This is a genomic window from Cohnella sp. GCM10012308 (assembly GCF_042649185.1).
In the GTDB taxonomy this organism is placed as follows: domain Bacteria; phylum Bacillota; class Bacilli; order Paenibacillales; family Paenibacillaceae; genus Cohnella.
In genome coordinates this window covers 42433-65685 of the sequence record NZ_JBHRYU010000021.1, presented here as the reverse complement: position 1 = coordinate 65685, position 23253 = coordinate 42433, and the positions used below count along the sequence as shown (strand labels likewise).

12 protein-coding genes are annotated in these 23253 nt (G+C 57.2%); 7 read left to right on the top strand and 5 right to left on the bottom strand.

The window, feature by feature from the left end; genetic code table 11:
- Positions 1–23: 23 nt before the first annotated feature.
- Positions 24–1163 carry an MGDG synthase family glycosyltransferase gene (locus tag ACFOTD_RS21210; protein ID WP_378121933.1) on the bottom strand — a complete coding sequence of 380 codons (1140 nt, stop codon included), beginning with the start codon at positions 1161–1163 and terminating at the stop codon, positions 24–26.
- A gap of 181 nt (positions 1164–1344) precedes the next feature.
- On the opposite strand from ACFOTD_RS21210, the gene kapB reads away from it, so the two are divergent.
- From kapB to ACFOTD_RS21190, 4 genes are all read left to right on the top strand, one after another.
- Positions 1345–1728 carry a sporulation phosphorelay system protein KapB gene (gene kapB, locus ACFOTD_RS21205; RefSeq protein ID WP_378121932.1) on the top strand — a complete coding sequence of 128 codons (384 nt, stop codon included), beginning with the start codon at positions 1345–1347 and terminating at the stop codon, positions 1726–1728.
- A 122-nt stretch (positions 1729–1850) separates the two neighbouring features.
- The gene (locus ACFOTD_RS21200) at positions 1851–2444 is read left to right on the top strand and encodes a TetR/AcrR family transcriptional regulator (protein ID WP_378121931.1); all 594 of its coding nucleotides are present in this window, start codon (positions 1851–1853) and stop codon (positions 2442–2444) included.
- An 88-nt stretch (positions 2445–2532) separates the two neighbouring features.
- Complete coding sequence (locus ACFOTD_RS21195) at positions 2533–4638, top strand: YhgE/Pip family protein (RefSeq protein WP_378121930.1); 2106 nt, start codon at positions 2533–2535, stop codon at positions 4636–4638.
- A gap of 585 nt (positions 4639–5223) precedes the next feature.
- Complete coding sequence (locus ACFOTD_RS21190) at positions 5224–7467, top strand: Ig-like domain-containing protein (protein ID WP_378121929.1); 2244 nt, start codon at positions 5224–5226, stop codon at positions 7465–7467.
- Positions 7468–7624: 157 nt separating this feature from the next.
- On the opposite strand, the gene ACFOTD_RS21185 is transcribed toward ACFOTD_RS21190, so the two are convergent.
- Entirely contained in the window at positions 7625–8929 is a 1305-nt protein-coding gene (locus ACFOTD_RS21185; protein ID WP_378121928.1) for an SGNH/GDSL hydrolase family protein, read from the bottom strand.
- Between the two features lie 355 nt (positions 8930–9284).
- Between ACFOTD_RS21185 and gltB the strand changes: the two genes are divergently transcribed.
- Positions 9285–13880, top strand: a complete 4596-nt coding sequence (gltB, locus tag ACFOTD_RS21180) for a glutamate synthase large subunit (protein WP_378121927.1) — start codon at positions 9285–9287, stop codon at positions 13878–13880.
- Positions 13881–14582: 702 nt separating this feature from the next.
- Here gltB and ACFOTD_RS21175 read toward each other — a convergent pair.
- From ACFOTD_RS21175 to ACFOTD_RS21165, 3 genes are all read right to left on the bottom strand, one after another.
- Entirely contained in the window at positions 14583–14954 is a 372-nt protein-coding gene (locus tag ACFOTD_RS21175) for a helix-turn-helix domain-containing protein (protein ID WP_090110849.1), read from the bottom strand.
- Positions 14955–15153: 199 nt separating this feature from the next.
- Positions 15154–17820 carry a glycosyl hydrolase family 28-related protein gene (locus ACFOTD_RS21170; protein ID WP_378121925.1) on the bottom strand — a complete coding sequence of 889 codons (2667 nt, stop codon included), beginning with the start codon at positions 17818–17820 and terminating at the stop codon, positions 15154–15156.
- A gap of 99 nt (positions 17821–17919) precedes the next feature.
- Positions 17920–20811, bottom strand: a complete 2892-nt coding sequence (locus ACFOTD_RS21165; RefSeq protein WP_378121924.1) for a hypothetical protein — start codon at positions 20809–20811, stop codon at positions 17920–17922.
- 207 nt (positions 20812–21018) lie between these two features.
- Here ACFOTD_RS21165 and ACFOTD_RS21160 point away from each other — a divergent pair, with 207 nt between their 5' ends.
- A complete protein-coding gene (locus tag ACFOTD_RS21160) occupies positions 21019–23004 on the top strand; it encodes an asparagine synthase-related protein (protein WP_378121923.1) in 1986 nt (661 codons plus the stop codon).
- Positions 22964–23086, top strand: coding sequence for a paeninodin family lasso peptide (locus tag ACFOTD_RS21155; protein WP_110468933.1), 123 nt, complete (start codon positions 22964–22966; stop codon positions 23084–23086). The genes ACFOTD_RS21160 and ACFOTD_RS21155 overlap by 41 nt, the downstream gene beginning before the upstream one ends.
- Positions 23087–23253 lie beyond the last annotated feature (167 nt).

The window sequence follows — 23253 nt, the reverse complement described above, 5'->3', positions numbered from 1 at the left end:
TGTTTGTCGTACAAGCCGGTATGTCATTCCGCCGCCGGCGCGACGTCCTCCAGCAGCAAGGACAGGACCGCCTCCGAGCACTTGGCGGGGTTGTACTCCGCGTTGCGAAGCGCAAGCAGGTTGCCTCGGTGCTGATCGGAAGCGTAGGGCTCCTGAATCAGGCGGAACCAGCGGTCGATCGAATCCGTGGACGTGAGCGGCTCGCCGAAGCCGTGGGTCACGAAGTACTCCAGGTTTTCTTCCTCCTGGCCCGGAATCGGTTCGTAGAACAGCATCGGGATGCCCTTCGACATGCCTTCGGTGCATGTCATGCCGCCCGGCTTCGTGACGAGCAGGTCCGATACGTCCATCAGCTTGGATACTTCCTTGGTAAAGCCAAGCAGCTTGATGTTCGGATGCTGGAACCTGGGGTCCGCGAGCAGCTTTTCCCTGGCCTTGTCGTTGCTGCCCATGCAGATGATCAGTTGTACCCGATCGGCGAACGAGGTCATGTATTCGACGCTCTGTTCCTCCGCCATCAGTCCCCAGCCGCCGCCCATCACCAGAACCGTCGGCATGTCCGACAGCTTGAACTGGGACAGGATCTCCGCGCGGTCGTGCGGATGCCAGAAGTTCGGGTGCACCGGAATGCCGGTGACCACCACCTGCGAAGGCGCCACGCCTTGCGAGATGAGCCGGCTGCGCACGGTCGGAGAACTGACGAGATAGGCGGTCACCTCGGGATTGGTCCAGGTGGCGTGCGCGTCGTAGTCCGTGATCAATGTATAGAGCGGCACGTCGAGACCGAGGCGCTTGAGCCGGCTGACGACCGCGTTTGGAAATGGATGCGTGCATACGATCATATCGGGCTTAAGCTGACGTACGACGTCCGAAACATGATTGTAGAACAGGCGATGCAATGCGAAGCGGGTCAGTCTGTTCAGCGATTTGTGATAGTGGCCGCGATACAGCTTGCCGACCAGCTTGGGCTGCTTGCTGACGGTCTTGCGGTAGGCGGACAGGATGAGCGGTCCGATGACGGGGTTCAGGAAAGTCCCCAGCTCGATGACCCTCGTCTGCACGCGGGGCGACAATTGTCTGAGCCCTACGGATAGAGCGTAAGCCGCCTGCGTATGTCCGGTGCCGAAGCCCTCGGAGAGCAGTAGAATTCGTTTTTTGCGCATCGGAAGAGATCCCCCACTTTACCTACTACCATATTACGCGATATGGAAGCTCTCGTACAAGTCCGTCGGATAACGTTTACAACAATTACGCGCATTAGACAAAAATAGACATCGCCAGCCATGCATTCCGGCGTCTTCTCCTGTACAATGGTTGCAATAAGAATTCGGGAGGCTGGACGAGATGCTGGACGTCGGACAAATCGTGAAGGCGGAGCACAAGACGGGACAATATATAGGAAAGATTGCGAGCGCAGACGAGCGCCGGGTACTGGTGGAGATCATGGCTGTGCTGCGGCATCCGCAGCAGGGGGACCTGCATAGCGCCTACGATCCGGACGCGGCGCTGTTTCACGAGCGGAGAGCTTCGGCGGAGCGGGAAAAAGTATGGGTCATGCTGCGGGATGCCGTCCCTTTTGCCGGAGAGGTGCCGACTTATCGGGAATCGCTCGCTGCCGCGTGGGAGGCCGAGATCCGCAGGATCGACCGGATGCGGCGCTGGGCGGAGCAGTGTCTGGCGTGCCTGGATACGCTCGGGACGGATTATGGCCTGAAGGACAAGGCATAAGGGAAGCGCCGAGCCGGAATGAGGGATTGAAACCTAGCGGCGAGTGTGATAATGTTGGTTCAGAACGAACTGACCAAAACGTTAATTTGGTCAATATTGAAACGCGCAAAGGAGGGAGCGCAGTGGAGACGACCGACCGCAAGCCGACGGACCGGCGCAAGCAAGTGCTCGAGGCGGCTTCGCGTTCGTTTGCCGCATTCGGCTATAAGGCGACGACGATGGATCAGGTCGCTAAGGCCGCCGGCGTGGGCAAAGGGACGATTTATACCTTTTTCTCCAACAAAGAAGAGCTGTTCGAGCAGATCGTGAAGGATCTGATCGCCGAGCTGAAGGCGGTCGCGGAGCGGACGCTCGATCCCGCGCTCCCTTTCGCGGACAACTTGCTGCGCATTCTTCAGCAGGTGCTGGCTTATCGCGATCGGCACGGGCTGGTCGTCAAGCTCTCTCAGGAGGTCAAGGAGTTCGGCACGCCGATGGCCAGCGGCGGTCTCGAGGCCGTAGAGCGCTCGATCGTCGATTATATCGCCGGTCATGTGAAGGCCGCGATCTCCAAAGGAGAGGTACGGCGCTCCGATCCGGCTCTGACGGCGTACATGATGCTGAAAATGTACCTGGCGCTGGCTGCCGAGGGCGACCATCTGCACGAGGCGCTCGACGCGGAGCAGGTGCTTGCGAGTTTTCGGTTTTACTGCCTGGAAGGATTGGCGGTCGATTGATCGCTTCTTTTTTTGGTTAATAATGACCAAATGAGGAATATGGTCATTTTGTTCAAGTGCGTTAATCTAAGATCGGGAGAGATGTATCGTGGGAAAAATCAAAGCGGCCGGCGGCGTTATCGCCGGCGAATTCAAGAGGCTGACGGGCAGCAAAATGGCCATGATCTCGATTCTGGGCCTTGCGCTGATTCCGCTCATGTACAGCGGCATGTTGATCGGCGCTTTCTGGGATCCTTACGGCAAGCTGGACGCCATGCCGGTCGCGGTCGTTAACGAAGATCGGGGTGCCGAGCTGAACGGCGAGAAGCTGACGGTCGGCAGCGATCTGGTTGGGGAGTTAAAGGGGAGTACGGCATTCAAGTGGGTGTTCACGGACGAGAAGGACGCCATGGACGGGCTGGCGGATCACCGCTACTCGCTGGCGTTCGTCGTGCCGGCGGACTTCTCGGCGAAAACCGCGACGCTGCAGGATGAAGCCCCGCAGCAGGCGAACGTTCAGTATTACGTCGACGACGGCTGGAACTATCTGACGAGCCGGATCGGCGAATCCGCGGCGGAAAAGCTCAAGACCGACGTCGGCCGCGAGGTGACGAAGGCTTATGCCAAGGCGACGCTCGAGTCCGTAGGCCAGGCGGCGAGCGGATTCGGCGACGCGGCGGAAGGCGCGCAGCAGCTCGCGGACGGCGCCAAAGACGCGGCGGGAGGCGTAAAAACGCTTCACGATAATCTGGCGAAGCTGGCGGACGGCACGATCAAGCTGCAGCAAGGATTCGGCAAGCTGGCCGGCGGCGCGGCGAGCCTCGAGAGCGGAGCGAGCGCGCTGGCCAGCGGCTCCGCGGAGCTGGACGGCGGCCTCAAGCAGTTGGCCGCGGCGCAAGGCAAGCTGGCTGCGGGCGCTTCGCAGGCGGATTCGGCCGCCGGCAAGCTGGCTGCGGGCGCCGGCAAGCTCGCCGACAGCTCTGCCAAGCTGGCCTCGGGCGCCGGTCAGGCGGAAAAAGGCGCGGCCCAGGTCGCCGACGGCGCGGGACAGCTAGCCGACGGGCTGAAGCAGTACGCGGCGGCGCATCCCGACGACGAAGCGCTGCAGCAGCTGGTCGCCGCCTCGCAGCGCGTGGCGGACGGCGCGACGCAGGCGCAGCAGGGGGCGGCGTCCGCAGCGGCGGGCGCCGAGCAGTTGTCGGCCGGACAGCGACAGCTGGTTGAAGGCGCCAATCAGCTGCAGGCGGGCACGGCCGCGCTTAGCAAGGGGCTGGGGCAATTCGGCGCGAAGCTAGGCGCGGCGGAGTCCGGCGCGGCTAGCCTGACCGATGGCGCGGGCAAGCTGGCCGCAGGCGCGGGCACGCTCGCTAGCGGCATCGAGAGCGCCGGCTCGGGCGCCGGTACGGTGAAGAGCGGCGCGACGCAATTGGCGGACGGCTCGGCATCGCTCGAGGACGGGCTGCAGAAGCTGGAGAGCGGCTCCAGCGAGCTGGGCGCCAAGCTGCAGGATGCTTCCGCCGAAGCGGGGGGCGTGAAGAGCGGGGACGATCAGGCGGCGATGTTCGCCGATCCGGTCGCCGTCTCCGAGCACAAGCTGACGGACGTGCCGAACTACGGCACGGGTATGGCGCCTTACTTCCTGGCGCTGGGCCTCTACGTAGGCGTGCTTATGTCCACCGTCATTTTGCCGCTTCGCGACGCCGCGGGCAAGGTGAAAAACGGCTGGACCTGGTACGCGTCCAAGCTGCTGCTGTTCGCGCCGGTCGTGCTGCTGCAGGTGGCGCTGGCGGATACGGTGCTGATCTACGGCATTGGATTAAAGGTGCCGAACGTCGCCGCCTTTTACGGCATCAGCGCGGTCATCGCCTTGACCTACATGACGATCGTGCAATTTCTCGTCTCGCTGGCGGATACGGTCGGGCGCTTCGTCGCCGTCGTCCTGCTTACTTTGCAGCTGGCTGCGAGCGAGGGTACGTATCCCAAGGAGCTGCTGCCGCACTGGCTGCAAGCGATCGGCGAATGGATGCCGATGACGCATGCGATCGAAGCGCTTCGCCTCGCGCTCGCGGGCCGTTCCGCCTCGCTGATCGGCGAGCAGCTGCTCGATCTGGCTGCGTTTGCCGCGGTGTTCGTCGCGCTGACGCTCGGGTTGTTCGCGCTTCGCAGCCGCAAGATCCGGCCGGCGCAGGCGGAGCTTGGGACGCTGCAGGCCTAGTGCCGGGGGCTGGCGGGGGACGTTTTGCGGGTTGTTGCGCATTAAAAAAACCTGCGTATGTACATGTATTTTCGGTCGACGAACGACATTTAATTAAATACATGCAAATGTGCAGGTAAATTCGAAGCGCGAGCCGGAGATGGGATTGATGGAGGAAAATAACTGCGCTTTTGCAGTTATCGTGGTTAAAAGGACCGACATCAGCGAAAAAAGATGTATATTTGCAGGCATTACGTCGAGAGAACAACGCGGGCGGCAAGAGATCAAGTGCAGGCGCCGATAGCCCAACCTGTCGGAAAGGCTGGCGGATGAGCCATCGACAGCGTTACGCCCGAATCAAGTTTGAGATATCGTTCCAATCTAAAGCGACCGTCAGGGCAATTCTACCCTGACGGTTTCTTTTTGAGCTGGCCAAGAGTTGCGTTTTTTATTTTCAAATCACGTTTGATTTTTGCTCGATTTTTGAGACTTATGTCCCGATTTTCGGCGTTTTTATTCATTTCTGCCGCGCGCAAGCCGTTAATGAAAATAAGACTGTCCATTTTGCCAATACCGGAATTCAAGATTAGGAGGCACGAACACAAGATGATGATGACCCAAAGACCGCCGCGAAGCCGGATCGGAAGACTGGGACGGCTGACGGCGGCGCTTCTGGCCGCGCTATTGTTTTCGGGAGTGTTGGGCACCACGGGAGCTGTCAAGGCTGCTACGACGATTACGTCCGTCAAGCTGGACGAGCTGAGCGACAACGAAAAAACGATATATGTCGACGACGGGACGCTGGTTCTGCTGCTATGGGCCACGACCACGGATAGCACGACCGGCGGGAGTTCGACGAGCAACGTGACGAACGACGCGACATGGGTATCCTCCAATTCGGCCGTCTCCGTTTCCAAGGGCATCGTGACCGCGACGGGCGAAGCGAACAACGTCGTCATTACAGGCAAATACCAAGGATATTCGGCGAGCGTGACGCTTAACGCCAAGTATCATTACTCCGAGCTAAAGCTCCGGACCAAGGGATCTTCTACCGACGCCGGAGACAAACTTGAAGTGAAGGTAGGAGACGAAATCTCGCTTCAAGCGTTCGGCGTTAACGGCAGCGCGCTGGACGAGCTGACCGACAAAGCGACCTGGACCTCCTCGGATACGTCCGTCGCCAGCGTCAGCGCAGGCAAGCTTACCATTAACGTAGCCGGCAAGACGACGATTACGGCCAAGTACCAGGGCCGCACGGATACGATCGACCTGACGGTGACGTCGCCTTATAAGTCGATGTCGATCGCCGATTCCGAAGGCGCCAAAGGACCTTTCGAAATGCAGGTCGGCGAAGCTGCCCGGTCGCTTGTCGCAAAGGCGCTGAGCGCTTCCGGACCGACTGATTCGATAACCGACAAGGCCACATGGAAGAGCAGCAACGAAGCCGTGGCGACCGTAGACGAAGACGGCACGCTCACGCCGGTAGCCGCAGGCACTGCGACGATCACCGCAACCTACCTGGGCGTAACGGCTACAGCCACGGTCGCCGTGCGCACGCCGTTCGAAGCCATTCTCTTCACGCCAAGCACGGCGCAGCATCTCGCGCTGTCCAGCGCGCCGGTGACAATTACGGCGAAGACGGTTAACGGCGCCGCGACGGACTCCGTGCTCGAGGGCGCCCAATGGGAATCCACGAACCTGAATGTGATCTCCGTCAGCGGCACAGGCGCAACGGCGACCGTCACGCCGCGCGGCAAAGGAACGGCAACGGTCAAGCTGACGTACAAGAGCGTGGTCAAGGAACTGACCGTAACGGTCTATCCGACGGTCAGCAAGATCGAGATTGTCAAGGACAAGCTCGAAGCGTACGTAGACGATACCGCCGATCTGCCTCAGGTCAAGGGTACGGCCCTGGACGAAAGCTCGGCCGACGTCACCAAGCTGGCCAAGTGGACGTCCTCGGACACCTCGATCGTCAGCATCGGAGAAGACGGCAAGTGGACCGCGCTGAAGGCCGGCAAGGTGACGTTGACCGCGACGGTGACGTCGGGCTCCACCTACACGGACACAATCGAAGTAACGGTGAGCAAAAAGCTGCTCACGCTGCTGCCGGAGCAAGACAACGTCAGCCTGATTATCGGGCAAACGGTATCGCTTCCGAAGGTAACCGCCGTGTATGAAGACGGCGACGAGTCCGATATCAGCGCGAACATCGTCTGGAAGTCAGCCTCCACGAGCGTGCTCGTCAAGGACGCGACGCTGAAGGGACTGCTGGCGGTCAAGACGACGCTGACCGGCACGTACCTGAACAAGACGGTGAAGGTAACGGCTACCGTCGAGGAAGAGTATGTGAGCTACACGATCGAGCCGTCCGCCGTGTCGCTCACGCTGAACAAGTCGCAGAGCGTCAAGGTAACCGGCAAGACCAAGTCCGGCAAGCTCATCAACCTGAGCTCCCGCATGGTGTGGGCGTCCGAAGACGAGACGATCGCTACGGTGAAGGGCAGCTCCGCGAAGTCGCTGCTGGCTGAGGGCTCTACCAAGCTGACGGCTACTTACCAAGGCAAGTCGTTGTCCGTGCCCGTGAATGTAAAGGCGAAGCTGACCAAGCTGACTGTCTCGGATACGTCGCTGGATCTGGCTGTCGGCGCGACCGACTCGGTCAAGGTGACGGCGGTGTACGAAAACGGCAGGACGCTTGACGTTACCGCATACTCCGCCTGGACGGCTTCGTCCACCAAGGTCGCCAAGGTGACCGGAGGCGTCGTGACGGCGGTCGGCAAAGGCAGCGTGACAGTCAAAGCCGCTTATGGCGGAAAAACGGTTAACGTGCGCGTAAAAGTAAAATAAAAGCGTCGGCTATGAAAAAAAAGGCCGCCTTACGTCCGGGTGGACGCGAGGCGGCCTTCAGTCTGCTACAAAACGTCTAGCTTGCATAGTTACTCGCTGCAAATGCCATCCTTTAAGATATGAAGGTTTACGGCAAAGCTCTTTTAAAAGGAAGAAATCAGGAATTAATGAATGCCGTATGCAGCTTGGCCTGGTAGACCACCTGATAATCAAGGCCTTGCGTGATTGCGGCGAGCGGCACGTAGGTTTTGCTTACTTTGCCGACCGTCTGCAAATAGGCGGGCACGTTTAGCGGCTGCTTCACGCCGTCCACGACGATCGTCTTCGCGCCGATGGCGAGCTTCACTTCGCGGCCGTTTTGCTTAAACGTGGCGGTCTTGGTCTTGTTGTCCCACTGCAGCTCGGCGCCGGTCGCTGCGGCGATGTCGCTCAAGGCGAGGAAGGTCGTGTTGCTCTTCAGTTGAGGCTTGTTCTGCGTCGCGAGCAGCTTGCCTTTAATGTGGACGGTCGGCGCGGGATTCGCCGCTTTGTCCGAAGGAACAACCTCGGTATATTCCGGCCAGACGGGCGCTGCGAATGCCCGGGCGATCGTTTCGTAGCCGGCCTGCGTCGGATGAATGTCGGTAACGCCGAAAATCGGGCTGAAGTGCGTGTACGGGACTTCTTTGCCCTGGAACGCGGCGCCGATATGTACGATGTCGACTGCGACGCCTTCGGCCGCGAGCGAAGTCTTGAGCTCGTCGAGCTTGGCGCTCAGCTTGGCGATCGAAGCATTCAGCTCGGCATACAGCGTGTCGCCGACGATCTTGGACACGGGCGAATACTGATCGGCGACTTCGATGCGCGCCTGGGGCGCCAGGCTGCGAAGCGTCCGAAGATTCGCTTGCAATTGTTCTGCATAATTATTCAGTTTTTCGTCGAACGTTTGCTCGAAGGAAGAACTGGCGTCGGCGTCGGTCTTGCCGACGAGGTCGCGGACGAGGGCGGCGAAATCGTTGCCTCCGATCGTAAGCGTCACCAGATCGGCATCGGCCAGACTGTCCCGAAGCGCCGGAGCCCCGGCGGCTACCGCGTCCGCTTGCGCCTTGGCGGCGGGATCGTAAGCCGAGTAGTCCTGCAGCTCGTTAGCCGTCAGCTTCCGTCCTTCGACGGCGCCGGCGAGCAGGCGGGTCAGGCCTGCGCTTTGCAAGCCAAGGGCGCCATAATTGGCAAGCTCTGCGCGTCCGTGAAGCAGCGCGTTGACATATAACCTGTCCGCATAACCGTAGATGTCCGTGGCGCGGGTCACGCCGGGCTCGTAGCCAAGCGAAATAGAGTCGCCGAGCGCCACGATCTTGAATGCGTCGTGCGCGGCCGCGGCCGGCGCGGGCTGCTCGCCGGCGGCATAGGCGGCGGCAGGCACTGCGCCTACGGCAAGGGCGACGAGCAGGGCCGCGGAGCGGCGCCTTGTTTGGATCAACATTGAGTTCTCCTCCCGAAGGCGGGCTGCGGGATCAGCCAAACATTGATTATCGCCTTCATAAAAATATTAAATTGCCTTTGCTGACGCTGTAATGTTAAAATAGCATAACAATAAAAATGAATATTTATTAGTTTTGCACGAATTTTCGAAGCAAATCCCGAACGATTTCCCGTTACCTCGCCGTTTTCCTTCGATTATTCGGGCGTTTATGCGTTGCCAATAATATTGTAGCAGATCATATTATTCCGCGCCGCATCCCGCCTGCCGTTCGTCGAACTTTATTTGACCGGCCGGACGCCGTCGAACCGTTGGCTCTCGACACCCTATTTTTTCTATAGAAAGGTTGCGCTTCATCATGACACAATTCGTGAACGGATTGCCCCCGAAGCAGGGGTTGTACGATCCGCAATATGAGCGGGATGCTTGCGGAATGGGATTCGTCGCCCATATCAAAGGCCGGAAGTCGCATGAGATCGTCGAGCAGGCGCTAAGTCTTCTTATTAACATGGAGCATCGCGGCGGCCAAGGCGCCGAGCCGAACTCCGGTGACGGCGCAGGCATCCTGCTGCAGATCCCGCATGATTTCTTCGTGCGCGAGACCGCGTTTTCCCTGCCGGAGCCCGGACAGTATGCGGTCGGCATGGTATTCCTGACGCAGGACGACTCGCGCCGCGCCGAGCACGAGGCGCTGCTCGAAGGCATCGCCGCGGAAGAAGGCTTGTCCGTCATCGGATGGCGTACGGTTCCGACCGACGACAGCACGCTGGGCATCTCCGCGAAGCGCGTCAAGCCGTTCGTGCGTCAGGTATTCATCGGACGTCCGGCGACGCTCGCCGACGATCTGGCTTACGAGCGCAAGCTGTACGTGCTGCGCAAACGCGCCGAGAAGGCGATCCGCTATTCCGGCATTCCGGACGGCGAGATTTTCTACGTGCCGAGCTTGTCTTCCAAAAAAATCATTTACAAAGGCATGCTCACCACCGAGCAGGTCGGGCATTTTTATACGGAGCTTCACGACCCCGCGCTCGTGTCGGCGATCGCGCTCGTCCACTCCCGTTTCTCTACGAACACGTTCCCGAGCTGGGAGCGCGCGCATCCGTTCCATTATCTGATTCACAACGGGGAGATCAACACGCTCCGCGGCAACGAGAACTGGATGCACGCCCGTCAGACGCTGTTCGAATCCGAGCTGTTCGGGGACGATCTGGAGAAGGTCAAGCCGGTTATCAACCATGACGGCTCCGACACGGGCAAGTTCGACAACACGTTCGAGTTCATGTACCTTGCGGGCCGTCCGCTCGCGCACTGCGCGATGATGATGGTTCCCGAGCCTTGGCAGAACGACGAGCAAATGGACGACGAAAAACGCGCCTTCTACGAATACCACAGCACCTTGATGGAGCCGTGGGACGGACCGGCCGCGATGGGCTTCACCGACGGCGTCCAGATCGGCGCCGTACTGGACCGCAACGGCCTGCGTCCAGCGCGCTATTGCGTAACGAAGGACGATATCATCATCATGGCTTCCGAAGCGGGCGTCATCGAGATTCCGCAGGAAGAGATCGTGCTTAAGGACCGTCTGCGTCCGGGCCGCATGCTGATGGTCGATACCAGGGAAGGCCGGATCATCGCCGACGAGGAACTCAAGAAGGCGATCGTATCCGAGCACCCTTACCGCGAATGGCTGAACGAGCATCTCGTCGACCTTGCAGAGCTGCCGGAGGCGCTCGAGCTGCCTGAGCTCGACCATGCTACGGTGCAACAGCGCCAGCAGGCGTTCGGCTACTCGTTCGAGGACGTGCGCAAGATCATCGAGCCGATGGCGACCGCAGGCGTCGAGCCGCTCGCATCGATGGGCTACGACGCGCCGCTCGCGGTGTTGTCCGATCGTCCGCAGCGTCTGTTCAACTACTTCAAGCAGCTGTTCGCGCAGGTAACGAACCCTCCGATCGATGCGATCCGCGAGGAGATCGTTACGTCCACCTACACGACGGTCGGACCGGAGCGCAATCTGCTCAATCCGGAACCGGAGAGCTGCCGCCATATCCGTCTCGTGTCGCCGATCCTGTCCAACGAAGACTTCGCCAAGCTGCGTCATGTCCATCGTCCGGGCTTCAAGTCGATCACGCTGCCGATTTACTTCCCGGCAGGCGAGGGCGAAGCGGGCCTCAAGCAGGCGCTCGACGAATTGTGCGCGGCGGTCGACCGCGTCATGAAGCACGGTCACAACATTTTGATCTTGTCGGACCGCGGCATCGACGCGGACAATGCGGCCATCCCTTCGCTGCTCGCCGTATCGACGGTTCATCACCATCTGATCCGCCAAGGCACGCGGACCAAGGTCAGCATCCTGCTCGAATCCGGCGAGCCGCGCGAGGTACACCACTTTGCGCTGCTGATCGGCTACGGCGTCAGCGCGGTTAATCCGTACCTGGCGTTCGAGACGCTCGACGACCTGATCCGTCAGGGCATGATGCGCAATATCTCGCACGAAAAGGCCGTCAAGAACTACCTGAAGGCCGCAAATAAAGGCGTCGTGAAGGTGCTGTCCAAGATGGGCATCTCCACGATCCAATCGTACCGCGGCGCGCAGATCTTCGAAGCGATCGGCCTGCGCGGCGACCTGATCGACAGCCACTTCACGTGGACGCCTTCCCGGATCGGCGGCGTCGGCCTCGAGACGATCGCGAGCGACACGCTGAAGGCCCATGCCCGCGCGTACGCGACGCAAGAGGGCGCGGAGCGCGAGCTGGACTCCGGCGGCGATTACCAATGGCGCAAGGACGGCGAGGATCACCTCTTCAATCCGAAGACGATCCACACGCTTCAGATGGCGACGCGGTCCAACGACTACAAGCTCTACAAAAAATTCGCCTCGCTCGTCCAGGGCGAATACGAGGAGATCCGGACGCTGCGTTCGCTGCTGGATTTTAAGCTCGACCAGCCGCCGGTGCCGATCGAAGAAGTCGAGTCCGCCGAGTCGATCTTCAAGCGTTTCAAGTCTGGCGCAATGTCGTTCGGCTCGATCTCGAAGGAAGCGCACGAATCGCTCGCGATCGCGATGAACCGCATCGGCGGCAAGTCCAATTCGGGCGAGGGCGGCGAAGATCCGGCACGCTTCATCCCGGATGCCAACGGCGATTCCCGCCGCAGCGCGATCAAGCAGGTCGCTTCCGGACGCTTTGGCGTCACGAGCTATTACCTGACCAACGCCGACGAGATCCAGATCAAGATGGCGCAAGGCGCCAAGCCGGGCGAAGGCGGACAGCTGATGGGCCGCAAGGTGTATCCTTGGGTCGCCGAAGTTCGCGGCACGACGCCGGGCGTCGGCCTGATCTCGCCGCCGCCGCACCACGACATCTATTCGATCGAGGATCTGGCAGAGCTGATCCACGATCTGAAGAACGCCAACCCGAAGGCGCGGATCAACGTCAAGCTTGTCTCCGAGGTCGGCGTAGGCACGATCGCGGCAGGCGTAGCCAAGGGACGCGCGGACGTTATCCTTGTCAGCGGCTATGACGGCGGCACCGGCGCATCGCCGATCGGCTCGATCCGCCATGCGGGTCTGCCATGGGAGCTCGGCCTCGCCGAAACCCATCAGACGCTAATCTTGAACAACTTGCGCGACCGCGTCGTCGTGGAGACGGACGGCAAGATGATGACCGGCCGCGACATCGCGATCGCCGCGCTGCTCGGCGCCGAAGAGTACGGCTTCTCGACCGCGCCGCTCGTCGTGCTGGGCTGCATTATGATGCGCGTCTGCCAGCTCGACACTTGTCCGGTCGGCGTCGCGACGCAGAACCCCGAGCTTCGCAAGAAGTTCATGGGCGACCCGGAGTACGTCGTCAACTATATGCGCTTCCTCGCCGAAGACCTTCGCGAGATCATGGCGCAGATGGGCTTCCGCACGATCGAGGAAATGGTCGGACGTACGGACCGCCTCGATACGAAGAAGGCGATCTCGCACTTCAAGGCAAACGGCGTGGATCTGACCGACCTGCTGTACATGCCGGAGCTGCCGGAAGGCTCGTTCCGCTACAACCGCAAGTCGCAGAACCATGGTCTCGAGGAGTCGCTCGATATGCAGCACCTGCTGCAAGCGGCGCTCCCGGCGATCGAGAGCGGCGAGCGCGTGCGCGGCACGTTCCCGATCAAGAACACGAACCGTGTTGTAGGCACGATCGTCGGCCACGAAGTGACGAGCCGTCACGGCAAAGCAGGATTGCCCGAAGATACGATCGCGTTCCACTTCGTCGGCACGGCGGGACAGAGCTTCGGCGCGTTCATTCCGAAGGGCATGACGCTGACGCTCGAGGGCGATGCCAACGACTACATCGGCAAGGGACTGTCGGGCGGCAAGCTCGCCGTGTTCCCTTCGCAATCCGCGACCTTCAAGGCCGAGGATAACATCATCGCCGGCAACACGGCGCTTTATGGCGCGACCGGCGGCGAGGCGTATATCCGCGGCGTCGCGGGCGAGCGCTTCGCAGTCCGCAACAGCGGCGCGAACGTCGTCGTCGAAGGCGTGGGCGACCACGGCTGCGAATACATGACCGGCGGACGCGTCGTCATCCTGGGACGTACGGGGCGGAACTTCGCGGCCGGCATGTCCGGGGGCATCGCATACGTCGTCGATTGGAACGGCGACTTCGTCAAGCGCTGCAACTTCGAGATGGTAAGCTTGGAGTCTCTCGAGGAAGAGCGCGAGATCGCCGACGTCCGCGGTCTGATCGAGAACCATGTCCGCTATACCGACAGCGAGCTGGGCGAACGCGTCCTGAGCGATTGGGAAGCCGTCCTGCCGAAGATCGTCAAGGTCATTCCAAAGGACTACAAGCGGATGATGGAGCAGATCGAAAAGGTGCAGGCGCAAGGTCTCAGCGGTGAGCAAGCTCTTCTGGCCGCCTTCGAAGCCAATATGCGCGATCTGTCGCGTGTCGGCGGCAATTGACGATTTTCGCGGTATGACGACAATCGTTTCAATCGTTCGACTGCGGAAAAAGAGGGAAGAACGAGAATAAAACAGACTTTTAACGCATAAAAATACGGAATGGAGCGCGTTTTTTATCGCTCCGCTCCGTATTTTTTTTATACCGGAAATGCAGGAAAACCGATTTCTTGAATGGGCTTTTCAAATTCGGCACATGGAGCCTGTCCAAGCCTTGAATCCCGCGTGATAAGCGGGTTTGCGGACTTTTCGACTCGATGTCACAGAAGCTTCCTCGGCGTTCGGAACGGATCTGACGTTCGTCAGCATGCATGACTCCGGTAGGATCAGGCAGCGTATTTCATCCCTCGACTCGACAAGTCGATAAAAAAAATTCGGCGACATACATCACTCGACACCCTCCGCATTCCTTGTCCCTTATAATAAGGATTAGTTGAATTAGGTTTCATTTTCCAGAGAGGGGATTTAGGTGCGGAGATGGAGAGGGAGAGGGATCCAGGCTTAGATTCGTCCGGGAATAGCCCCGTCGAGATTAGCATTCATACCATTCTTACCCAGCTTGGCATCGACGTCAGCAAATGGGAAGCGTTTGAAGAGGAAGAAAAGAGGAAACAACAACAACAGAATATCGTATATTAAAAGAAAATACCCCGACCGCCCCAAGCGGCATCGGGGTATCTTGCATATATGGCGCACAACATGCGTTCAACCAAGCGATCTCTCGGCTCTGATAAAGGCGATAAAGCGCTTGGCTTCTTCCTTGGACAGCCGCCGGCCGTCGATCGTTAGCGCAAAGCTCTCCAGCAGCTGGTCTGCATCGGAAAGCTCTAATTGATCGGTGAACTGGCGCACCTCAGCATCCAACGTCATCTGGGGCTGGTGTGTTCTTCCCACAAGATAGTCGATCGATACTTGGAATAGATCGGCCAACTTTGTCAGCATTTCCGTATCAGGTTCACGCCTGTTTTTCTCGTAATGCGAGAGGGCGGCCCGGGTAATGCCAAGGGAAGAGGACAATTCTTCTTGTGTCCAGCCGGATTGATCACGAAGATAGGCGATGCGGCTGCCAATATTCATACGAATTCCCTCCTTTTATCCCGTCACTTAATGATAAACGTTTGGCGATACATTTGCATTAGTTGATACAAAACGTCACATAAAGATATGTTAAGCGCTTTTATGTTCAGTATACGTAGTGTATCTGTTTGATATACGTTCGCCCAGAGAAGGGCCCTTACACCGTTTGCGGGTAAGGGCCGGTTCAATCGTTTAGCGCTTAGGTCAGCGGCGAAATGCTTATCTGGCCTTGATCGTTGATCGTGAGCCGGAAGCGCTTGCCTCCGGGAGACGTCAATATGACGCCATTCCCGGGCCGCACGAGCTCGACGTCGCTATCGGCGGCGATATGATAACGCGGCGAATAGGCGGCTAACGGTCCTTCTGACAGCATCAGGCCGGCGAAATAGGTTGGGCGGTCGCGAGGAAGCTCGAGCGATACCTGCGAATAGCTAACGGATTGATCCGTTGGCGTGTTATCTATGCCCGTTATTTTGGACCAGGAACCACGAACATAGACAGTTTGGTTATAGTAGGCGCGTTTTTCGACAGCGGCAGCGGTGCTGGTAGTGCCCGTTGCGTTCAAACGGACATTGATCCCGCTCTGCGAAGCCGAATAGGCCCATAAACTAAGCGATAGCGGAATGGATGTCGACGGATAAGACGCGGTTGCCAGATTGATTTGAAGTTGACACAATGCTGCATTCGCGGCCGGGACGAATTGCAGAATTACTGGAACGGGGCCAAGTTCTTCACGAAATAAGCCGGGCAACGGAACCGGCGAAGCTGCAGAAACCGTTAATGTACCGCCAACGACCTTATAAGAAGAGGGCGACTCGGGATTTTGCAGCAAGTTGCCGCGACCGACAGGATTAAAGGCACGCAGCGTCCGATCCTGGAGCAGCGTGGCCGAGTTAAGCGATCGTTCCACATAAGGTTCCTTGGAGACGATCGTAGAGTAGTCCAGAGAGAGACCTTCGAGGTCGGAAGTCGCCGTGAGCTTTTCAATCCGGGCAGCCCCCAAGGCACCTGGAGCCGACGATGAAAAAAGGTTGCCGGTTACGGAGCCGCGCGAGATATCGCTCGTGCCGAGCGTTCCAAGCCATACTGCATATTGTTGACGTTGGGCTGCGGGAAGCAAGGTGTCAGGCAGCGCGAATTGCCATCCCTGCCTTGGATTCGAGTACAGATAAGCGCTCCAGCTGAGCCCGAACCCGCCCGTCACGATTATATTCGACTCGGATTTGGGCAGCAGCTTGATCGCTGCTTCGCCAACCTGTTCATGCTGCACCGTATTGAAGATACAGCTCAGACCTAAAACCGAGTTGACTGAAGCATACAGGTCGGCATCGTCTATTACCTGATAAATCGAATAAGGAGAAAAGCCCATATGAACGCGATGAAGCTGGGCGCCGAAGCCGCCGCTATGATTCGAGACGGATTTGACGCCAAGCATCAATCCGCTGAACACGCCCGTGATGTCGCAGCTCTCAAAATAATAGTCGCCCGTATTGCGCGAGCAATAGACGCCGACGAGGCCGCTTAGCATACAATTGTAAAAGTATACGTGCCCGACATCGTTATCTAGCAGTACGCCGACTTTGAGCGAGCTTGTGCGGACCTCATGGAACGACGGCCGTGCGGAGCCGGCGATACGAATGCCGCTGCTGCCGGTAACGAACATATCGTAATACTGCCCGCCGAACAATGAAGGATCCGCCCATGTCGGCGTATTCAAGGAATAGATCTCCCGGCCGCTGCCGACGTTGATGCCGGATAAGACGGTATTCGCGCTTGATATCTCCAGGCAAGGCTTTAAATCGTAGGGAGCATACGGTTTAAACAATAGGTTGACGGCACCGGCGCCCGAAAGCGCGGCAGCCTGGACAACGAGCGTGTCCCAGATCGGATAATTGCCGGGAGAAAACGCAAGCTTGCCAGCGGCTCCCGCAGCTGCCAAAGCGCGTTTGATAGGCCATGTATCGTCATGCTCGATAAACTTGTTCACCGCAACCGAAGAGGAAGCGGACAAAGTCAGTTCCGTCGTACCGCCGCCGCCGACGATACGGGCTACCAACGAGCCAAGGGCTGGCAGCTGTGCAGGAATAGCGGGCGCATCGCTGCGAATCCCCGCTCCGCTGTCGGTCCAGGTCGTATTCTGGACGCGCGCGAGCAGCTTGGCGGAGCCGGCGGTTCTTCCGTATATGGCGTACGCTGCGGCGTTCGCCGCAGCTGCCCAACTCAATACGACGGCGTTCAGAGGGGTAATGACGGCTGGCGCATTATTTACGGCAATCGTGGCAGGCGCCGAAATGCCGCCCGTGTCGTCCAACGCTACAACGATATAATTATAGACGGTTTTTCCCGCCTGGCCTTTGATGGCTGCTTGTAACTTCGCTGGAGCTGCCGCGCGGCAGGGAGCCGCATCCGGAATCGACACATATTCTCCGTTGCGGAAATCGAGTTTGCTTTGGAGCTTTAATTGATTGGCGTTTTTGCCGATTGCGCCCATGACGCTGTTCCTGCTGCCGGATGCGCCAAACCACTGCGGATAGATCTCCGGGACGTCCATCGGACCGACGACTTGACCTTCTCCGCCGAATATCGGATAAAGCCCCGCGGAGATTTGACTGAGCATGGATACGGTCACGCCAGGATCGGGTTCTAGCATAGCCTGATCGGTGAGCGCGACTGTTAAGCTTATGGGAAATTCCAATCCCGTGCCCAGTCGGTAACGGCCTGGGGGGAACAGAATTCCTGCCGTTTTTGGCGTCGAACCCGTATTTGAGGCAATGGCTGCAGAGATCGCGTTCGCAATCGCTTTTGTGTCATCGTTCGTGCCATTGCCCGCGGCGCCGTAATCTTTTACGTTAAGATAGCCTTCCATAGCGGTCTTCACCTCTCCCGATAATTAGATTGGCCATAAAAGCGGCTACTCTATGTTATTCGGGTCGGGGGTTCAAGCCACGGCGCTTGTACGCATTTCTTAGCCGCCTTGTGGCCAGAGTACGCCTCTTACATCGTAGTTCCAAGCGGGAAATCGCGTTTGAACGGATTCTGTGCCATCCTGCAATTCAATACGGACGCCGTCACCGACTTGGAAACCGGGTAGAAAAATATTTGCCGGGGCACCCTCATTCACGATAACTTCCGCGACATTATCGTCTCCGTCGACGGCGGTTACGGGTTCTTTGACCTGGCTGGCGCTTGCCCAATATAAAGTATAGTTGAATGGAGTGTTCTGATTGTTCTCAATGGTAAACACAAAATCGTAAGATTGACCGGCAGCAAGTCTAATCGAGCCGGACTTATTGCTGGTGGTGCCACATCCGTTGATTACGTACTTGCTGTCTATCATGAGCGAGAACTTGCAAGGATTCATATCGATCAGAAACGTATACTCTTCAGAGTAGTCGGGTTGAATCGTACCTTTAAACACCCATACCCCTTTGCCCAATTGTGCTTTTGCGTTTGTTATCATAGGAACCGAGACGGTCGATGAGGGAGTTTGCGCAGCTACATTCTCGTAACGGCTGAGCGTGAACTTACCTCCGCTGCGTACCGGATAGGGACCCCATTGAATTTTAGCGGTGCCCGTCCGATTGGAACTAAAGATCAAATTCGCGCCTAAGTCCTTTTTCTCCAGGCGGACATCGCTGATAAGCGGACTTGGATTTAATTTGTTTTCGTCGATCATTAAGAAGCGGGGATAGTCCGTGCTGCTTACCTCGACCGTTATTGAAAGGTTCGTGCTCTCCAGGACGAGCGCCGGGAGTCGCTGGTCGGTGATCGGATCGTATGCGTATACCGTTGCCCCCTGGCCATTTACGTTGTTTAACGTAATTTTGAATTTCTGATTGGGCATGGCATACCGGGCCGGATCAAGAACGGACTTGTCCTTCTGCCATTCCTTCGTCAGATCCCTCGTTACGACATAGTACCCGACCGCATACTGATTGGCGTTCAGCTGATAAGGCAAAATAGCGAGATCATCCATGTTGTTCGTGTCCGGATGATCGGCCGTGCCGTTGCCGGACAGCGCGATCTGCGGATTCACTTCGACTACGCCGGACACGCCGACAGGCCTAGGATTCTCAATGCGTTGCCCCGAGCTCATGATTTTGCTTACCCTGGCAAGCGCGTTTATTTGAGGACCCGCAAGACTTCGCGCTTTTTCGGTCAGCTTGAAGCCGTTTTTATTCAATTCTTCGAAGAAAGCATCGTTAATGAGTCCGTAGTTGGTATCTCCGCCCTTTGCCGAATAAAGCTCTACGGTTTCCACGCCTTTATGGCTGTAGAACGTGAAGAGTCGAAGGGTAGACTTTGCGCCGATCTGCTGCATGAGCAACCGAAGGCGGTTATCGCTTTTGTTGACGCCCGCTTGCAAAGCGATCTTATCCGATAATGGATTTCGCCACCAGTTGGTCTCCGTCATCCATACTTCGGCTTGGCGGCCGTCTCCGGCGTTCGAATAACGTCCGTGTAGGCTGAAAGGCCCGGGGAAGGGCTGAAGATCCCTGACGATATACTCGGTATGGTAGGCGTAGAACCAATATTCAGGCATCGCAAAGGTATGGGCGGGGAGGTAATCCTTGCTGCCGGGATTGGTTTTTCCGGTTGCGGAGATGTAATTTTTGTTGTCCGTCTGCGCATTGTGCCCGAATAACGACTGCGCGCCGTTGAAGCCCGTATAGTAGTGTCTGCTGAAGCCGGCCTCTCCGGCAAAGATCTCCGCGCCGTTCTCCCAAGGACGCTGATTCGAGAAGCCGCTGATGACGCGCACGCCGGCCAGCTTTTTTTGTTTGGCAAAAGAGATGGTCATCGGCAGCAGGACTTCGCCTCCGGTGGCTTTGCGGCTGCCCAGCGTATATACGGGATATTGAGAAAACTGCAGCTTAGGGTCATAGTAATTTCCGATATCTAGAAATTGGCTTCCGAACGTCATTTCATTCCACACTTCAAGATCGAATCCCTTGTCAGCCGAATTGTTTTTCGTGCCTAAAGCGCCCATAAGCGTGTTCGTTACCGCGTTCAAATAAACGTTCCAGCCGTTCAAGGTTTGCTGGGCTGCCGGGTTGTCCTTTCCGTCGGCGAATTTAGTTCCGGATAGCGGGCGATATTTTAGACGCGTAAGGTTTAGCGTGCCGGCTTTTAAATCTTTTGAAAGCGGAGCCGAGAGCGTCAATTTGCCTGTCTTGGCGTCGACGGCCGTGATGACCGGATACATGGTCTGATAAGCTTGCCCGCTCAAACCGGTATACTGGGGAACGATGCCAGTCACATTGTCTACATAGATGGCTTTTTCCCCTTTGGAAGCGTTTTTCTTTAAATGAAGCTTTAGCGTTTTACTAGGAACGGGATTACCGGAGTTGGCATTCAACAGGACGATCGGTCGGATGCCATGCTTCTTAAGAGCGGAGATAATAGAAACGAATCGGCTGCCCTGCGGTTCATTAAGTACGTTTTCGTTGTCGAAAGACACGTTGCCCCATCCGATTTCAATACGAGCAGAACGGAATCCAGCGTTAGAGAGCAGCTGAGCAGTAGCATCCGCTTCTTCGGGGCTAACGCCGTTAAGCACTACGCCAAGCGTATCGAGGAATCGGCTTCCGTCCCAGGTGTCCATGTATGAGCGCCAGGGCGCACGATCGATCGATGAAACGCCGAAAGGTATCTCTTGCTGCTTCCAGTCTACATAGGGCCTGGTCATCGTTTTTTCGGTCGGACTTCCTTGCTCGACCGCCGCTGAAGTTCGAGGCTCCGCAAAGCCTAACCATTCATAGCCGATCGCTCCGAGCAGTAACAATAATCCTAATACAGCGGCACCAGTCCAAAGCGAACGCAAGTTGCGGTATTTTTTAAACAAGATGACAAGCAAAACTCAACACCTGCCTAACGGATTTGTCGTTCTTTGATACATAATGTATCATATAATGCCGAAAAAATCGAGAAAGGGATAGGATTCTCATTTTAAAAAAGTGGTTGACACATCCTGGCATGTAAGTTAAATTAAAACCACAAACGATACAGATAGTATCAAAAACCAAAATGGATGATACGAATGGGAGCGGGAAGGGGGATAGCAATGAGCGCGATCGCCGGCGTGTTCAATTATGGAATGACAGAGTCTCGAAACATATACGATGAAGGGGTATCGCTCATGGATTCCCTCTCCCGATATCCCGCCGATGACGTCCGATTGTGGAGCAGCGGAAGATTGTTTCTCGGTTGCCATGCCCAGTGGGTGACGCCGGAATCGATCGGAGAGATTCTACCCTGGTATGACAGCGTAAGAGGATTAGCCATCACTGCCGATGCCATCCTCGACAACCGTGAAGAATTGGGGAACAAACTTGGCGTTCGTCAAACCGAGCTTGCCGAGCTGCCTGATTCAAGCTTGTTATTGCTGGCGTATGCCAAATGGGGAGAGGAAATGCCTCTCCACATCGTCGGGGATTTCGCTTTTGCGATTTGGGACGAAACCGAGGAGAAGCTCTTTGGGGCAAGAGACTTTTCTGGAAATAGAACCTTGTATTATAACGACAGCGGCGCGCGTTTTGCTTTCTGTACGACCATCGCTCCATTGTTGCCGCTCGAGGGTGTCGGCGAAAAGCTGAATGAAGCTTGGATCGCGGAGTATCTGGCCAGCCCGAGCAGGTTGGAGACGATTGACGCTTCCTCGACCGTATTCGGAAGGGTTAAGCAAATTCCTCCGTCTCATTCTTTTACGATACGAGGCGGGAGCTTGCGAGTGAGGCGGTACAACGCAATCGAACACTCGCGTACGTTAAAGCTCTCATCCGAAAAAGAATATCACGAAGCGTTCCTGGACGTTTTTGGAAAGGCAGTCTCGAGCAGATTACGGACGCACAAGGAAGCGGGATCGTTTTTGAGCGGAGGTCTCGATTCGGGTACCGTCGTAGGGTTGGCTGCCAGGGAGTTGCGCCAGAGGAATAAGGTACTTTATACATACAGCGCGATTCCCCTTGAGGCCGGAGGGGATTGGACGGCCAAGAGCCGAATCGCGGACGAGCGTCCCATGATCTCGGCGACGGTGTCGCATGTGGGCAATATCCGAGAAAAATATTTGCGGTTTGAAAATCGAAGTCCGCTTACGGAGATGGACGAGTGGCTCGATACGCTGGAAATGCCCTATAAATTCATTGAGAATTCGTATTGGTTCGGGAACATTTTCGAGCAAGCGGCTAAGGATGGCGTTGGCGTCCTGCTTAACGGTGCCCGCGGAAACTTCACGGTGTCATTTGGACCGGCGCTGGAATATTACGTCATTTTACTCAAAAGATTAAGGCTTATGAAGCTATACAGGGAAATTTACCAGTACAGCAGGTTTAAAGGCATTGGTCGTAGAAGAGTGCTGACTTTTATGAAGGACAGGTTGTTTCCTGCAAAGATCCCTTCAGGCGAAAAAAGTGCGCTGACGGGCCTGATCTCTCCGGAACTTGCAGACCGGACCGGAATTTTCGGGAGATTGACCGACGCAGGCATCGATCTGTCGGGAAGACGGCTGCCCGACATGATCTCTGCACGCCATGATCAATTCGAGCAGGTTCATCATTGGACGAACAGCGGTACCAGCGGTACGAAGTTGTCTCTGCGGCACGGCGTTTGGTATCGCGATCCCACAAACGATCTGAGAGTCGTTCGATTTTGTCTGTCCGTGCCGCTCGATCAATATGTGAAGGACGGGATGGACAGAGCTCTGATACGGAGAGCTACTGAAGGTCTGCTTCCCGACGAAGTGAGGCTAAACGGCAAGACAAGAGGGATTCAAGGGGCGGACGGTATCGCTCGACTTGCTCCTTCATGGCCGCAGTTCGTCAAGGAGATCGAGGAAATGTGCCGCAACGACATCATGGCCGAATGGCTTCACATGCCGGTCGTCCGTGCGGCGGTATCCAAATACAAGGAGATACCGGGGCCATCGGCCATCTATGAACCCGATCTAACGCTGCTTATGCGCAGTCTGGTTCTCTACAGATTCGTTAAACGCTTGAAAGGAGGTGATTTAAATGAACAAAGAATGGACGAAGCCTTCGCTGGAAGTGCTTGAGGTAAAACTGACGTTCGCCGGTCCTGGCGTAACGATTCCGGACTCCCTCGATCCGGACGAAGCGACCCAGCACCACAGCTAATGATTGTTCTGCAAGGGCCCTTATACGCAAACGTATGAGGGCCTTTGCAATGAAAATCCCCCGTTGGAGTGAAGCGAATGACGACAAGCACTTTAAAAAAGCAGGCTTACAAGGCTTTCGGGTGTCAGATGCTGAGCGATATCCCCTTTCCTGAACTACCTGAATGG